Annotated in this window: 16 protein-coding genes and 1 other annotated feature; of the genes, 15 read left to right on the plus strand and 1 reads right to left on the minus strand. The window is 41.7% G+C overall.

Annotated elements, in window-relative coordinates; all coding sequences use genetic code 11:
- Positions 1–2 precede the first annotated feature (2 nt).
- Entirely contained in the window at positions 3–1355 is a 1353-nt protein-coding gene (gene mtaB / locus V7654_RS14150; RefSeq protein WP_335431087.1) for a tRNA (N(6)-L-threonylcarbamoyladenosine(37)-C(2))-methylthiotransferase MtaB, read from the plus strand.
- Between the two features lie 183 nt (positions 1356–1538).
- On the opposite strand, the gene V7654_RS14155 is transcribed toward mtaB, so the two are convergent.
- Entirely contained in the window at positions 1539–2468 is a 930-nt protein-coding gene (locus V7654_RS14155; RefSeq protein ID WP_335431088.1) for a Na/Pi symporter, read from the minus strand.
- 208 nt (positions 2469–2676) lie between these two features.
- Here V7654_RS14155 and rpsU point away from each other — a divergent pair, with 208 nt between their 5' ends.
- The 14 genes from rpsU (at position 2677) to recO (ending at position 14810) form a co-directional block, all read left to right on the plus strand.
- A complete protein-coding gene (gene rpsU / locus V7654_RS14160) occupies positions 2677–2850 on the plus strand; it encodes a 30S ribosomal protein S21 (RefSeq protein WP_015595024.1) in 174 nt (57 codons plus the stop codon).
- A 17-nt stretch (positions 2851–2867) separates the two neighbouring features.
- Positions 2868–3314, plus strand: a complete 447-nt coding sequence (locus V7654_RS14165) for a GatB/YqeY domain-containing protein (protein ID WP_335431091.1) — start codon at positions 2868–2870, stop codon at positions 3312–3314.
- Between the two features lie 283 nt (positions 3315–3597).
- Entirely contained in the window at positions 3598–4935 is a 1338-nt protein-coding gene (locus V7654_RS14170; protein WP_438825306.1) for an NfeD family protein, read from the plus strand.
- A 147-nt stretch (positions 4936–5082) separates the two neighbouring features.
- Positions 5083–6081, plus strand: coding sequence for a flotillin-like protein FloA (gene floA / locus V7654_RS14175; protein ID WP_335377055.1), 999 nt, complete (start codon positions 5083–5085; stop codon positions 6079–6081).
- A gap of 43 nt (positions 6082–6124) precedes the next feature.
- Positions 6125–6625 carry a hypothetical protein gene (locus tag V7654_RS14180; protein ID WP_335431093.1) on the plus strand — a complete coding sequence of 167 codons (501 nt, stop codon included), beginning with the start codon at positions 6125–6127 and terminating at the stop codon, positions 6623–6625.
- 233 nt (positions 6626–6858) lie between these two features.
- Positions 6859–7143, plus strand: a complete 285-nt coding sequence (gene yqfC / locus V7654_RS14185; RefSeq protein ID WP_335431095.1) for a sporulation protein YqfC — start codon at positions 6859–6861, stop codon at positions 7141–7143.
- 16 nt (positions 7144–7159) lie between these two features.
- Entirely contained in the window at positions 7160–8347 is a 1188-nt protein-coding gene (gene yqfD / locus V7654_RS14190) for a sporulation protein YqfD (RefSeq protein ID WP_335431096.1), read from the plus strand.
- Between the two features lie 2 nt (positions 8348–8349).
- On the plus strand, positions 8350–9309 hold the full coding sequence (locus V7654_RS14195; RefSeq protein ID WP_335431098.1) for a PhoH family protein: 960 nt from the start codon (positions 8350–8352) through the stop codon (positions 9307–9309).
- A gap of 234 nt (positions 9310–9543) precedes the next feature.
- Positions 9544–11727, plus strand: coding sequence for an HD family phosphohydrolase (locus tag V7654_RS14200; RefSeq protein ID WP_335431100.1), 2184 nt, complete (start codon positions 9544–9546; stop codon positions 11725–11727).
- On the plus strand, positions 11724–12194 hold the full coding sequence (gene ybeY, locus V7654_RS14205) for an rRNA maturation RNase YbeY (RefSeq protein WP_335431101.1): 471 nt from the start codon (positions 11724–11726) through the stop codon (positions 12192–12194). Before V7654_RS14200 ends, ybeY begins: the two co-directional genes overlap by 4 nt.
- The gene (locus V7654_RS14210; protein ID WP_335431103.1) at positions 12178–12567 is read left to right on the plus strand and encodes a diacylglycerol kinase family protein; all 390 of its coding nucleotides are present in this window, start codon (positions 12178–12180) and stop codon (positions 12565–12567) included. The genes ybeY and V7654_RS14210 overlap by 17 nt, the downstream gene beginning before the upstream one ends.
- Positions 12568–12791: 224 nt before the next feature.
- The gene (era, locus tag V7654_RS14215; RefSeq protein WP_335431105.1) at positions 12792–13715 is read left to right on the plus strand and encodes a GTPase Era; all 924 of its coding nucleotides are present in this window, start codon (positions 12792–12794) and stop codon (positions 13713–13715) included.
- 167 nt (positions 13716–13882) lie between these two features.
- A complete protein-coding gene (locus tag V7654_RS14220; RefSeq protein WP_335431107.1) occupies positions 13883–14026 on the plus strand; it encodes a YqzL family protein in 144 nt (47 codons plus the stop codon).
- 31 nt (positions 14027–14057) lie between these two features.
- Positions 14058–14810, plus strand: a complete 753-nt coding sequence (recO, locus tag V7654_RS14225) for a DNA repair protein RecO (RefSeq protein ID WP_335431109.1) — start codon at positions 14058–14060, stop codon at positions 14808–14810.
- Positions 14811–14858: 48 nt separating this feature from the next.
- Positions 14859–15029: a binding site (T-box leader), on the plus strand.
- Positions 15030–15064 lie beyond the last annotated feature (35 nt).

A 15064-nucleotide genomic window follows, 5' to 3' on the forward strand; every position in this document is an offset into this window, starting at 1 on the left:
TAATGCCTACAGTTGCGTTTCATACATTAGGTTGTAAGGTTAATCATTACGAAACAGAAGCCATTTGGCAGTTATTTAAAGAAAAAGGATATGAGAGAGTAGATTTTGAAGCGATCTCTGATGTATATATTATCAATACATGTACAGTAACAAATACCGGAGACAAGAAAAGCCGCCAGGTCATTCGTCGGGCAGTGAGGAAAAATCCGGATGGCGTTATTTGTGTAACCGGCTGCTATGCTCAAACATCACCTGCAGAAATCATGGCGATTCCTGGAGTTGATATCGTTGTAGGAACACAGGATCGCGTAAAAATGCTTGAGTATATTGAACAGTACAAGCAGGAGCGCCAGCCTATCAATGCTGTTAGGAACATCATGAAGAACCGCGTATATGAAGAGTTAGATGTTCCAGCGTTTACGGACCGTACAAGAGCTTCATTGAAGATCCAGGAAGGCTGCAACAATTTCTGCACCTTCTGCATCATCCCTTGGGCACGCGGCTTGATGAGATCACGTGATCCACAGGAAGTTATCCGCCAGGCGCAACAGCTTGTGGACGCGGGCTATAAGGAGATCGTCCTTACAGGCATCCACACAGGCGGCTATGGAGAAGATATGAAAGATTATAACCTTGCTGCTCTTCTTAGAGACTTGGAAGCACAGGTTAGTGGCTTGAAGCGTCTTCGTATTTCCTCAATTGAAGCAAGCCAGATTTCAGATGAAGTGATTGAAGTAATCGATCAGTCCAATATCATCGTCCGCCATCTGCACATCCCGCTTCAGTCTGGTTCTGACACAGTATTGAAGAGAATGCGCAGGAAATATACGATGGAATTCTTCGGTGAGCGCCTCGACCGTTTAAAAGAAGTACTGCCGGGTCTTGCAGTAACTTCTGATATCATCGTCGGCTTTCCGGGAGAAACAGAAGAAGAATTTATGGAAACGTATAATTTCATTAAAAAACATCAGTTTTCAGAACTTCATGTTTTCCCTTATTCAAAACGTACAGGCACTCCTGCTGCGAGAATGGAAGACCAAGTGAATGAGGATGTTAAAAATGAACGTGTGCACCGCTTGATCCAGCTTTCAGACCAGCTGGCTAAGGAATATGCTTCTCAATTTGAGAATGAAGTGCTTGAGGTCATTCCAGAAGAGATTTATAAAGAAGCACCTGAGAGTGGTCTATACGTAGGTTATACAGATAACTATCTGAAAGTGGTTTTCCCTGCAACTGAAGCTATGATCGGAAAAATCGTTAAGGTCAAGATTGTAAAAGCAGGCTACCCATTCAATGAAGGACAATTTGTTCGAGTTTTAGTAGATGAAAATGCAGTTGAAGAGGCTGCAGTTTAATAATAGTGAGCTGGCGAAGATGCCAGCTCATTTTTCAATTATGTAAAAAAACAGCAGTGAAATGTTAGTCCTACACTTCATTATCATCGCTGAAAATAAGAAGGATATCGACGAACTGTTAAAATTGAGTTTTTTCAAATTGACCAGCCAGTAATCAGCTGCTCGGACTTGTGAATTATTATACTAATTAATCCGCTTTCCATGAACGAACTCGACCATTCTGCCGAATTTTTCAGCGAAAGGAAGGACCAGCAGTGAAGCAATGACATTATATACTACACTAATATGTGCAAGCTGTACCTCAGCGCGGTGGGCGGTCAGAGGTACTAGGCCTGCAAGCTGATCAATGAACGGATAGAAGGCAGCTGCGCCTGCAACATTAAGCCAGACATGGGCATAGGCAGTCAGCCGTGCTTCCCGACCGGCACCGATCGAAGCAAGCAATGCGGTAATACACGTACCTATATTTGCGCCAAGCATAGCTGCGATGGCTGAATCCATCTTTAGCGTTCCTTCTGTAAGGAAGCCCATGATTATCCCAGTCATTGCAGTGCTGGATTGAATCAGTCCAGTGACAATCGTGCCGGTTAGTATACTGGTCACATGACTATTATTCAGGTTACCGAGAGCACTTTCCACAATCGGGATGCTTGTCACTGGGTCTGCCAGGAACGTAAAGCCACGCATTGCCGCAAATATTGCTGCAATCCCAAAGGAAATCGCGCCAAAGTTTTTCCATGTACTATTTTTTGTCATAAGCAGCATCGCACCGATAATTGCCATGGGAACAATGAATCCATCTATATTGAATGTTATTAGCTCCAGTGTAAATGTTGTCCCGATGTTTGAACCAAGAATGATTCCAATTGATTGTGAAAACTTTAGCAAACCAGCTGAGATTAAACCAATGGTGATGACCATTACAGCGGAACTGCTGTGCAAAAGAGCTGTAACAACTGTTCCGGCAATTAGTCCTTTTAAAGGAGTATCAGTCATGACTGAGAGCCAGTTCTTCATCCTGCTTGCCGAAAGCTGAAAAAGCCCTTTTCTTAATAACATCATTCCACTTAGAAAAATACCTAGGAACAAAAGAAATAATAATAGATAGACCATCACATTCACCCTTTCATTAAAATGTATGAAGGGCGGTGCTGGACATGCATATAAATTTTCATGCAGGATAAAACTCAACATATGCACATTATTAAAAACAAGGGCTAATTACAGTTGACCTCATGGCGCTGTTATATTATAATTGCAAGGTACATGGTTTCCATGTGTTTTGGTGTTAGTGTGTTGTGCTCGGAGGGAGGGAAAGAGAATGTCTAAAACTGTCGTTCGTAAAAACGAATCGCTTGAAGATGCTCTTCGACGCTTCAAACGTACTGTATCTAAATCAGGTACTATCCAAGAAGCTAGAAAGCGCGAATTCTACGAAAAACCTAGTGTAAAGCGTAAGAAAAAGTCTGAAGCTGCTAGAAAACGCAAGTTCTAAGAGAGGGTGGAATCAAATTGAGTCTGCTCGAGCGTTTAAATAATGATATGAAACAAGCGATGAAGAACAAAGAAAAGGACAGACTCACTACGATTCGGATGATCAAAGCCTCTTTGCAGAATGAAGCAATTAAGGTCGGCAAACAGGAGTTATCCGAAGAAGAAGAGTTAACTGTACTTTCTCGTGAAGTGAAACAACGCAAAGATTCCCTCCAGGAATTTGAAAAGGCGGGTCGTGAAGACCTGGTTGAAAAGATACAAACAGAACTAAAGCATGTCGAGGTTTACATGCCACAGCAGCTAAGCGAAGAAGAAGTGACGGCAATCGTCAAAGACGCTATCGCAGAGACAGGTGCGGCATCGAAAGCCGATATGGGTAGAGTAATGGCTGTCATTATGCCTAAAGTAAAAGGTAAAGCAGACGGATCTCTCGTTAATAAACTTGTACAACAACACCTTTCATAAAAGCTCGAAGGCCGTAAGATTCTCTTACGGCCTTTTTAGCATAAACAAAGGGTGGATATACATATAAATGATTGGCTAAGGCTCGCGACTTTTAGATGCTCATTCATAATAGGTCATTCTATTGCCATTTTAGTGCATAAAAATATGAATAAGTTTGTCTAAGCGGTCTTTTTTAATTGATTCAGAAAACGATATTTATACCAAAACAGCCTTTGTTTAAAACTGATAAAATTTTGAAACCTTTCTGAATGCGGTTACGTAATACCATTATGGCCTTGTTTTTATGAATGGGGGTGCCAATTTGAAAATTAAATCAGTGATTGCCAGCCTGATCATCCTTTTGTCACTGGCTGGGCTGATCAATCCGTTTACCGCTGATGCGAAAGAGAAGGTAGTTTACGTTGTTCCTATTGAAGAAACAGTCGAAAAAGGCTTGCTTGCCTTTTTACAAAGAGCCGTGACTGAAGCAGAAGAGGCGAACGCAGAAGCCATCATTTTTGATGTGAATACTCCCGGCGGGGCAGTGGACGCTGCAGGTGGCATTGGCAAACTTTTAACTGGAACTGAACTGAAAACTATTGCTTTTGTAAACAAGCAAGCTTTATCCGCAGGAGCCTATATCTCTTTGAACACAGACGAAATCTATATGGTTCCGGGTTCCACGATGGGCTCTGCCGCGATCATTGACCAGCAGGGCAATACAGCAGGTAAAAAGGCTGAATCCTATTGGTTTGCGGCAATGAAGAGCGCGGCGGTCGAAAGCGGGAGGGATCCGATTTATGCTCAGGCAATGGCCGATGAAAGTATAGACCTGCCGGAGTTAGGTGCTGGGAAGGGGAAATTACTGACACTGACTGCAGAGCAGGCGAGGGAGGTTGGGTATTCTGAAGGGACTGTAAAAAATCTGGATGAATTGCTAGATAAGCTAGGTTATGAAAATGCGGAAATCAGGAATGTGAATGAAACATTCGCTGAAAAGCTTGCAAGATTTCTGACGCATCCGGTTGTTATCCCGATTTTGCTGACAATCGGCAGCCTTGGCCTTGTTTTGGAGCTTTACTCCCCAGGATTTGGTTTGCCAGGTTTAGCTGGACTTTCATCGCTGCTATTATTTTTCTATGGTCATCTTGTTGCCGGTCTTGCCGGCTTTGAAACAGTGATTTTATTCGCCCTGGGAATTGGACTGATCCTGCTGGAGTTTTTCATTCCAGGAGGGATAGCAGGAGCAATCGGGTTTGTAGCCGTAATCGCCAGCTTTTTTATCGCTTCAGATAATATGGTCCATATGGGCATATCGATATTGATAGCCTTGAGTGCCTCTATACTTCTATCAATTTTAATGATAAGGGTGTTTGGAAAAAGGATGAAACTATTCAAGCGGATCATACTGACAGATTCAACGAGCACTGAAAAGGGATATGTTTCGAACAAGAATCGGCTGGAGCTTATTGGAGTTGAGGGAATCACTTTGACACCCTTGAGGCCGTCTGGAACAATATTGGTAGATGATGAGCGCATTGATGTTGTAAGTGAAGGTGCATTCATATCTAAGGATACAAGAGTAAGGATTATAAAAACAGAAGGATCACGAATTGTGGTTAGAGAGGTTAAAAATCTTTAATAAAGGCTATTTTGCGAAATCTTTATTTTCCCCTTTCTAATGCTAATAATTATAAGCCAACTTTAGTGGAGTCTTTAAGCCACTATGTGACACTTTTGGTACCGTCTTGTGAAAAAGTCTAATAAAAATTATTGAGGAGGCACAAAAATGATTGAAGCAGGAACAGCATTTGTTTTAATTGCAATCGTACTTGCGGTAATTTTACTCGGCGTATTACTGACATTTGTTCCAGTAATGCTCTGGATTTCAGCATTGGCTGCAGGTGTAAGAGTCAGCATATTCACCCTGATCGGGATGAGGCTTAGAAGGGTAATTCCTAGCAGGGTTATCAATCCGATGATCAAAGCACACAAAGCGGGTCTGAATGTAACGACTAACCAGCTAGAGAGCCATTACCTTGCTGGTGGTAATGTTGACAGAGTCGTAAATGCCTTAATCGCGGCACACCGTGCTAACATTGAATTATCTTTTGAAAGAGCAGCAGCAATTGACCTTGCAGGGCGTGATGTCCTGGAGGCTGTTCAAATGAGCGTAAATCCGAAGGTAATCGAAACTCCTTTCATTGCCGGGGTTGCAATGGACGGAATTGAAGTTAAAGCCAAAGCTAGAATTACCGTTAGAGCAAACATCGACAGGCTTGTCGGGGGTGCTGGTGAGGAAACGATTGTTGCCCGTGTTGGTGAAGGGATCGTATCAACTATTGGTTCATCTGATAACCACAAAAAAGTGCTGGAAAATCCAGACATGATTTCGCAAACAGTTCTTTCAAAAGGATTGGATGCGGGAACTGCTTTTGAAATCTTATCCATTGATATTGCGGATGTAGATATCGGGAAAAATATTGGAGCGGAACTTCAGACAGAACAGGCAGAGGCTGACAAGAAAATTGCTCAGGCTAAAGCCGAAGAGCGCCGTGCTATGGCGGTTGCACAGGAGCAGGAAATGAAAGCACGCGTTCAGGAAATGAGAGCGAAGGTGGTCGAAGCCGAAGCAACCGTACCGCTGGCTATGGCGGAAGCGCTGCGTGAAGGCAATATTGGTGTTATGGATTATATGAACATCCAGAACATTTCTGCTGATACGGATATGAGAGGCTCTATTGGTAAGCTTTCTGGCGGAAAGAAAGATGACAACAATAACAACTGACGAGAGAACCCGTTAAAAGAAAGGGGGGCTCCTCCTGAAAGCATTGTTTGAATTAATAGGTAACCCAATTGTAATCTTTGTCCTGATCGGCATTTTATCCAGCCTTTTTAACAAAGCAAAAGGCAATGGCCAGAATAACCAGCAGCGGCGCCCGGTACGACCTGTCAGCAAGCCTGCTGGGTTGGATGGTCCCGTAAAAGCTCAACGTGAGCCGCGTCGTGAACCTCGTCCTGTTCAGACCCGCCCGGTCAAGCCTCAACCAGATAAAACCGAGAGAGAACCTGTGGCGGCAAGCAGCATCCAAAAGGTATATCAGGAAAGAAAGCGGCAGGCTGAAAAGGTCGATAGTAAAGCAAGGACTGCTGATAGAGGCAGATTGTCCTCGGAAGGTGCTACTGTCCGTTCGCGTCTGTCTGGCGCTAAAGAGGAGCCTGTCCTGGACTTCCAGCCTGATCGAGACCGACTGATAGAGGGATTAATCTGGTCAGAAGTCCTCGGCCAGCCTAGGGCTAAAAAGCCTTACAGCCCTAGCAGAAGAGACTAGACTGGTAATAACATTACCCATCCGCAAAAAAAGGTGAGAGTTCTTAAATACCTTATATCTGCGCTCTTAAAGACAGCCTCTAAAAATTTTCCTTTAGTTGCTCTGTTAATGTCGGTCTGAACGAAAATCCCTGGCAAGCGGCAGCTAAAAAGGAATGCTTCTAATAAGTGAAAAATGGTGCTAGAACCTTCTTTTTTCTCATACATATGAGATGAAAGGGGGTTCTTTTTTTTATGGCAAAAAAATGGGGCCAGTATGTACGTAAATGGATGACACAGAAGATGGATCTTCCTCAAGATGTCATGATGGATCTCCCTAGAATCACGATGATTGGGCAAGTCCATATATATATTGAAAATCACCGGGGTCTGCTTGCGTTTTCCGATGGCGAAGTCCGGCTGCTCATAAAAAACGGACAGCTGCTGGTAAAGGGCAAAGCCTTTGTCATCAGGACCATTTTACCCGAAGAAATATTATTAGAAGGAAAAATCGATCAGGTGCTATATGTAACCGACTGATACGAGGGGGAGACCGATGAAAAATCAATGGATTCACATCTTTTCTGGCACGGTGAAGGTCAAGCTGACCGGAAAAGGCATTGAGAGATTTTTAAACCAGTTGACGCGTAATGGAGTTTCCATTTGGAATGTGAGAAAGCATGGATCCGAAGCAGTTACCTTTTATGTGAATCTTCAGGATGTTAAGAAGCTTAGAATCCCAGCAAGAGACAGCCAATGTAAAATCAGGTTTTTAGAAAGGGCTGGGGGCCCTTTCTTTTTAAGAAGATTATGGACAAACAGTGGTTTTTTACTTGGTGCCTGTTTGTTTTTTGCGTTGATCATGGTTCTTTCCAACATGGTTTGGGGAATTGAAATAAAAGGTGCGAGCCCTGCGACGGAACATCAGATTCGTAAGGAATTGGACAAGATGGGAATCAGTGTCGGCAAGCTGCAGTTTTCAATAGATAATGTAGAAAGTATCCAAAGAGTGCTAACAGATCAAATAGGGGCCCTGACCTGGATTGGTGTGGAATTGAAAGGGACAACATACCATTTTCAAGTAGTCGAAAAGAGTGAGCCAAAGAAGGCGGAGGCGATCGGACCAAGGCATTTGGTAGCGAAAAGAAAAGCCGCGATTGTGAAAATTTTTGTGGAAAAAGGTGAACCAGTAGTAAAGGTGAATGATTATGTTTTGCCGGGACAGCTATTGGTCTCAGGGCTATATGGGAAAGAGGACGATTTGAAATCTGTTGCAGCATCTGGAGAGATCCTTGGCGAGACATGGTATTCAACAAAGGTCGAATTACCCCTCAAGAGCACATTTCAGGTTTTTAACGGTAATGAGAAGCGTAAATATGCGCTAAAAATAGTTGGAAAAGTGCTGCCGGTCTGGGGATTTGGAAAGCCGGAGTTCTCTGAATATGAAACGGAAGTGAACGAGCAGCGAGTGAAATTCTTTAAATGGAGCCTGCCGCTTACTGTTGAAAAAAAGACCTTAAGAGAGCGTGAACAAGTGACGAGAATCTATACTAAACAAGAAGCGATCGAAAGTGCAAAAGAATTAGCAAGAAAAGATATAAAAAAACACCTTCCTGAAAATGCTATTATAAAAGGGGAAAAAATTTTACATCAATCATTCGAGAATGATAAAGTAAACCTAATAACTCATTTTACAATCATTGAAGATATAGCAGTAGGACTACCAATTAGCCAAGGAGACTGAGAATGACAGAAGACTTAAAAACCATGGAATTACAACTTGCGAATCCAAATGAAGCAATTTCCTTATTCGGCAACGCGGATATGAATCTTAAGTTAATTGAACAGGAGCTTGGTGTCTCTATCGTCACCCGCGGGGAAACACTCGGTATCTCCGGGCCAGAGGATAAAGTGCAGCAGGCACAGGCCGTTCTGGTTAATCTTCTTGCCGTTATACGGAAAGGGATCAGCATTAGCCAGCGGGAAACGGTGTATGCAATCCAGATGGCTGAAAAGGGAACGCTTGAATACTTCAAAGATTTATTTGATGAAGAAATAAGCAAAAACGTTAAAGGAAAATCAATAAGGGTAAAAACCCTCGGCCAGCGGCATTATATCAATGCCATTAAAAGCCGTGACCTTGTCTTTGGCATTGGTCCTGCAGGTACTGGAAAAACTTATCTGGCAGTAGTAATGGCTGTCAATGCACTTAAAAATGGGACTGTGTCAAAAATTATCCTAACAAGGCCTGCAGTAGAAGCAGGCGAGAGCCTAGGATTTCTCCCTGGGGATCTGAAGGAGAAAGTGGATCCATATCTTCGGCCATTATATGATGCGCTTCATGATATATTAGGATCAGAACATACATTGCGCTTGATTGAACGAGGAACAATCGAGATTGCACCACTTGCATACATGCGTGGGCGGACGCTTGATGATGCGTTTGTCATCCTAGATGAAGCACAAAACACAACTCAGGCCCAAATGAAAATGTTCTTGACTAGGCTTGGTTTCGGTTCAAAAATGGTAATCACGGGTGATACATCTCAAGTCGATTTACCTAAAGGAGCCAAGTCTGGATTAGTCGCTGCTGAAAATATTTTAAAGGATGTAAAGGGAATTTCTTTTGTGCATCTTGAACAGGCAGACGTTGTACGTCATCCACTTGTTGGAAGGATTATTGAAGCATACGGAAAGTTTGAATAAACCTCTGTCAGTCCGCTCTTGCTTTACAAGGCGGACTTTTGGTTATACATAGGAAAGTAAATGGTTATATATATGTCATGAATAGTCATATTCCATTGGGATGAACCGCCTTGATTCCCTATTGTCAAATGGAGATGAAAGTTAAGGTGAAACCTGATATGATGGAACAGAAAGTTAGTTATTTTTCCCAGTAAACTCTGTTAGCTTCTAAATGCCATAGTAGGAGGGCTGTAAATGGATAAGCTGCAGATCCAGTTAACTGCTATTCTGGACTTGTTGAATATAAAGATTTTCAGGGTACTATTATTTTTGCTCATTGGCATTGTTATGTATTCTACCATGTACAACAATGTAAAGCCTGAGAAACTTAACCTGGAGCTTTTCTCAGTTGCAGAGCAGACCATCAGGTCGCCTATTACAATTGAGGATAAAGAAAGTACAGAAAAAAGCCGCAGGGAAGCGGTTGAGCAGGTCAAAGATGTTTATATAGTCAAACAGGAATATACCCAGAACCGTGTGGACCTGGTTACTTCTATTTTTGATTCTGTTTCCGAAGTGAATGATGAAGCAGAGGAAAAAATAAACCAAAAGAAAAAAGATGCTTTGGACAATAATGAAGCAGAGAATACCGCCGCTAAAGAACCTACGATAAATGAAAAGCTTGCTGCGTTGAAAACTAAATTGACTGAAAGTGAAACAAAGAGTTTATCTGACCAAGTGTTCATTACTTTACTCCAGGCGGCGAATGACGAGCTGGCAGTAGCGAAAGATTTAACTGTTACTGCGATCAATAATGTTATGAATCCTCGTATTCCAGCAGATCAAGTGGAAAATGCGAAAAAAAGAGTGGAAGAAGAACTAAAATATACGAGCTTGAGCAGCGATTTAAAGGATGCGGTCATTGAGATGGGCCGTTATGCTGTCGTCCAGAACGAATTTTATGATCCGGAAGCTACAGAGGATATGCGGCAGCAAGCTATGGATGGGGTTGAACCTGTTCGGATACTCGAAGGGCAAATCCTTGTGGATGAAGGACAGTTAATCAGCAGGGATATTTTTAAGAAACTTCAGCTTGTGGGACTGCTGGAAAGTGAAAATTCATACAAACCATTTATTGGCCTTGCCATGATTGTTTCCCTCATTTTGTTTGCACTTTATTTTATTTTTAATGAGATGGAAAACGCTGATAAAAAACAAAAGTATCTTTTAATTTTCAGTATTATTTTCATCACATCGATCCTTCTCATGAAATTAGTAAGCATTTTCGAGGAATTTGAATACTCGGAGGTCGGTTACATTTTTCCGGCGGCGATGGGTGCCATGCTGATTAAAATATTAATTAATGAACGCTTGGCCCTTTTTCAAATTGTCGTATTGGCTATTTCGGGCACAATTATTTTCAATGAGGGCATAACCGGGACATTGAACATAACAGTTGGAATCTATATCCTTGCTAGCGGGCTGGCAGCTATTTTGTTTTTGCAGAAACAAAATCAGCGCTCGAAAATTCTCCAGGCAGGATTATTTGTATTTGTTGTCAATTTAATCATCATCGTCTCAATAATTTTTCTTAGGAACAGCCAATACTCCGGGTTGGAATATGGCTTTTACTTGATAGCAGCCTTCCTGTCTGGGATTACATCAGCTGTATTAACCATTGGCCTTCTGCCGTTTTTCGAAGCTGGATTCGGCATCCTGTCCACCTTGAGAATGATTGAGCTTTCCAACCCGAACCATCCGCTTTTAAGGAAAATCCTTACCGAAGCTCCTGGTACTTACCATCACAGCGTCATGGTTGCCAATCTTTCGGAAGCAGCATGTGAGGCAATCGGGGCAAATGGGCTTCTGGCAAGGGTGGGGTGTTATTACCATGATATCGGAAAAACAAAGAGGCCACAGTTTTTTATTGAAAACCAAATAAATATGGATAATCCACATGATAAACTGCCGGCATTAACAAGCAAAAACATTATAATTGCTCATGCCACCGATGGTGCGGAGATGCTCCGCAAGTATCGGATGCCAAAAGAAATCATTGATATTGCTGAACAGCATCACGGAACAACTTTGTTAAAATACTTTTACCACAAAGCAAAACAAAATGGGCATGATGTAAAGGAAGAGGAGTTTAGATATCCGGGACCGAAGCCGCAAACAAAGGAGTCTGCTGTTATAGGGATTGCAGATAGTGTTGAAGCTGCTGTCCGGTCGCTTGCGCATCCTACCCATGAGCAAATTGAGACGCTTGTACGAAATATCATTGCTGACAGGCTTCAGGATGGGCAGTTGGGTGAGTGTGACATAACGCTTAAAGAACTTGATACGGTTGCTGATACACTGTGTGAAACGCTCAAGGGAATTTTCCACTCAAGGATCGAATATCCAGAAATGAATAAACAGAAGGTGAAGAGAGCATGAAACTAGAAATTGATATTTTAGATGAAATAAATGAGTTGGCAAAGCAAGAGATAGAAGAAATTAAAAAATTGCTGAATTTTGCTGCTGAAAAGGAGAATATTCAAGCTGGAAGTGAGCTTTCCGTAACATTTGTATCGAATGAACGTATTCAGGAAATCAACAGGGAATATCGTGATAAAGACCAGCCGACTGATGTTATCTCCTTTGCTTTGGAGGAGATGGGAGAAGGGGAGATTGAGGTAGTAGGGGCAGATATGCCTCGAGTATTAGGGGATATCATAATATCTGTTCCTAGAACCAGAGAGCAGGCAGAAGAATATAATCATTCCTTCATGAGGGAGCTCGGTTTTCTCGCTGTCCATGGATTCCTTCATCTGTTAGGGTATGATCATATGAACGAGCAAGACGAGAAAAAGATGTTTGACAGACAAAAAGAAATTCTCGATGGTTATGGGCTTGCACGCTAATAAACGGAAGAAGCATAGTTTGGTTTCTTCGTTCCGGTTTGGGTTTATAGGAATTGCTTCAGCGGCTTCTAAAGAACGGAATATGCAGATTCATATTTGCATTTCTGTTCTCGTCGTATTAGCAGGATTCGCATTCTCTATTACTAAAGCAGAATGGATCACAGTACTGCTCGCGATCGGCGGAATGATTGCTTTGGAGATGATGAATACCGCTGTTGAACGGACTGTAGATTTGTACACAAAAGAGTTTCACCCGCTTGCGAAGCAGGCAAAAGATATATCTGCTGGAGCAGTCCTGATCTTTGCCATCATAAGTGTTGTCATTGGATTGATCATCTTTCTGCCCAGGATTTTAGCAATAGTTCCTTTATAGTTGTCCTGCATAGGGCAACTTTTTCTTTTAATTTGCTCATACTGTGTAAGCAAATGTTTCAATGAATTTGAAAACAGACTAAAACTTAAGTAAAATGACATAACAGTCTATAAAAACTGTGAGTTAGTTTTTAGAAAATTTAAAATTTTATATTTCAATTTTGCTACAAACGATGAAATCTCAGTTGAAATAGGGTAAAATTAAGTGGAGAAGGGAATTACAAAATGAATTTTAGCAATCAAAGCAATCAATCTCACAGATCAGGGTTTATCTCAATCATTGGCAGGCCGAATGTCGGTAAATCAACCTTTCTTAATAGGGTAATTGGCCAAAAAATCGCTATTATGAGTGATAAGCCGCAAACGACACGAAACAAGGTTCAGGGCGTTCTTACTCTTGAAGATTCACAGTTGATTTTCATTGATACTCCAGGAATCCATAAGCCTAAGCATCGTCTGGGAGATTTCATGATGAAGGTGGCTCAAAATACTTTAAAAGAAGTCGACCTTATACTATTCATGGTCAATGCCCAGGAGGGATATGGGCGCGGAGAGGAATTTATCATTGAAAAACTGCAAAATGTTAAAACTCCAGTGTTCCTGGTCATTAATAAAATTGACTTAATTCATCCAGATAAACTTTTGGAATTAATCGATTCCTATAAGGAAAAATTCAACTTTGCTGAAATTGTTCCTATCTCTGCACTCGAAGGCAACAACATTGAAAAGCTGCTGGAGCAAATCAAGGAAAAAATGCCTGAAGGGCCACAGTTCTATCCGGCAGACCAGGTAACGGACCATCCTGAACGGTTCATTGTTTCAGAATTAATCAGAGAAAAAGCATTGCATCTGACCAGAGAAGAAATTCCTCATTCAACGGCTGTAGTCATTGAAAAAATGGAACGGCAGTCTGAAAAAGATATGGTTCATGTCATGGCAACCATTATTGTCGAACGGGATTCTCAAAAAGGCATCATTATCGGCAAGCAGGGGAGCATGCTTAAGGAAATTGGCAAAAGGGCACGTCTGGATATTGAGAACCTGCTCGGATCCAAGGTATTTCTTGAGTTATGGGTAAAGGTCCAGAAAGATTGGAGAAATAAAGCTTCACACTTGCGTGATTATGGTTTCCGAGAAGATGAGTATTAAGCCTGTTTGGCAAATGCTCCATCATTAACATATTAAAGATTTTTGAAATTTATACACGATCTTGATTTACAATTTTTTCGTAACATGAAAATCTGATTGACAGGCTATGATATTCATAAGGATTTGGGACAAAATTGCTAGTGAAAAATTGAAAGGTGGGGTTTTCGATGTTAGATTTTACCTGGAAGGTTTTTTCACAAACAGGTAACATTGACACTTATCTTCTCTTTAAGGAATTAGAGAAGGACAATCAAGAAATACCCGGTTATCAGGAGGAAGAACTAGCAGAAATGGATTTTCCAATCTCATAGGTTTGTCTGTAGTAATGGATGGTGACAGCTGATGCTTCAGAAATGTGAAGGCATCGTCATTAGAACAACAGATTATGGCGAAACAAACAAAATTGTAACTTTATATACCAGGGAGTTCGGAAAAGTTGGTGTGATGGCAAGAGGCGTAAAAAAGCCTAATAGCAGGCTTGCTGCCGTCACCCAGCTTTTTACGTATGGACAGTATCTATTCCAGGCAAGCACTGGGCTTGGCGGCCTGCAGCAGGGTGAAATGATTTCATCTATGAGAGCGATTCGTGAGGACATCTTCCTTACAGCTCATGCTAGCTACATAGTAGATTTGACTGATAAAGTTACCGAAGATCGAAAATCAAACCCGTTTTTATTTGAACTTTTGCTCCAGACGCTTAATTATATGAATGAAGGTTATGACCTTGAAATCCTGACTAATATTTATGAAATGAAAATGCTGAATGTCCAGGGACTGTATCCGGTTTTAGACAGATGTGCCAATTGTGGCAGTACTGAAGGAGAATTTCATTTTTCCATCAAGGAAGGCGGCTTGATTTGCCATCGCTGCTTTGAACGAGATCCTTACCGGTTTAAAATAGCGCCTGGTACGGTAAGGCTGCTCCGCTTATTTTATCTGCTTGACTTGAACCGACTCGGAAATATTTCAGTCAAGCCAGAAACAAAAGCAGAGCTCAAAAAGGTCATTTCTGCTTATTATGATGAGTATTCTGGGCTTTACTTAAAAACGAGAAAATTCCTTGACCAGATGGATTCATTTAGGGACAGGCTATAACTATTGACATCATTACTTGTTTTCGATATTATTCAAATTAAAATTACATATGTTGCTGAGAAGGAAAAGAGTACTTAATCGCTCTGTATTAGCGAGTCCGGGTTTGGTGTGAGCCGGATTGCAGAAAATTAAGGAAGGCATTCTGGAGCGACATTTACTTAAAGAGGCTGCTTATTGGCAGCAAATAGGGTGGAACCGCGGGTAACTCTCGTCCCTATGCATGAATTATGTGCATAGGGGGCGGGAGTTTTTTA

The sequence above is a fragment of the Bacillus sp. JJ1609 genome, from assembly GCF_036967045.1.
Lineage (GTDB): Bacteria > Bacillota > Bacilli > Bacillales > Cytobacillaceae > Mesobacillus.

What these genes read in the sequence shown, in the direction of transcription:
- mtaB (WP_335431087.1), top strand. Translation starts at nt 3, where the DNA reads ATGCCTACAGTTGCGTTTCATACATTAGGTTGTAAGGTTAATCATTAC.
- V7654_RS14155 (WP_335431088.1), bottom strand. Translation starts at nt 2,468, where the DNA reads ATGGTCTATCTATTATTATTTCTTTTGTTCCTAGGTATTTTTCTAAGT.
- rpsU (WP_015595024.1), top strand. Translation starts at nt 2,677, where the DNA reads ATGTCTAAAACTGTCGTTCGTAAAAACGAATCGCTTGAAGATGCTCTT.
- V7654_RS14170 (WP_438825306.1), top strand. Translation starts at nt 3,598, where the DNA reads ATGAATGGGGGTGCCAATTTGAAAATTAAATCAGTGATTGCCAGCCTG.
- floA (WP_335377055.1), top strand. Translation starts at nt 5,083, where the DNA reads ATGATTGAAGCAGGAACAGCATTTGTTTTAATTGCAATCGTACTTGCG.
- yqfC (WP_335431095.1), top strand. Translation starts at nt 6,859, where the DNA reads ATGGCAAAAAAATGGGGCCAGTATGTACGTAAATGGATGACACAGAAG.
- yqfD (WP_335431096.1), top strand. Translation starts at nt 7,160, where the DNA reads ATGAAAAATCAATGGATTCACATCTTTTCTGGCACGGTGAAGGTCAAG.
- V7654_RS14195 (WP_335431098.1), top strand. Translation starts at nt 8,350, where the DNA reads ATGACAGAAGACTTAAAAACCATGGAATTACAACTTGCGAATCCAAAT.
- V7654_RS14200 (WP_335431100.1), top strand. Translation starts at nt 9,544, where the DNA reads ATGGATAAGCTGCAGATCCAGTTAACTGCTATTCTGGACTTGTTGAAT.
- ybeY (WP_335431101.1), top strand. Translation starts at nt 11,724, where the DNA reads ATGAAACTAGAAATTGATATTTTAGATGAAATAAATGAGTTGGCAAAG.
- V7654_RS14210 (WP_335431103.1), top strand. Translation starts at nt 12,178, where the DNA reads ATGGGCTTGCACGCTAATAAACGGAAGAAGCATAGTTTGGTTTCTTCG.
- era (WP_335431105.1), top strand. Translation starts at nt 12,792, where the DNA reads ATGAATTTTAGCAATCAAAGCAATCAATCTCACAGATCAGGGTTTATC.
- V7654_RS14220 (WP_335431107.1), top strand. Translation starts at nt 13,883, where the DNA reads ATGTTAGATTTTACCTGGAAGGTTTTTTCACAAACAGGTAACATTGAC.
- recO (WP_335431109.1), top strand. Translation starts at nt 14,058, where the DNA reads ATGCTTCAGAAATGTGAAGGCATCGTCATTAGAACAACAGATTATGGC.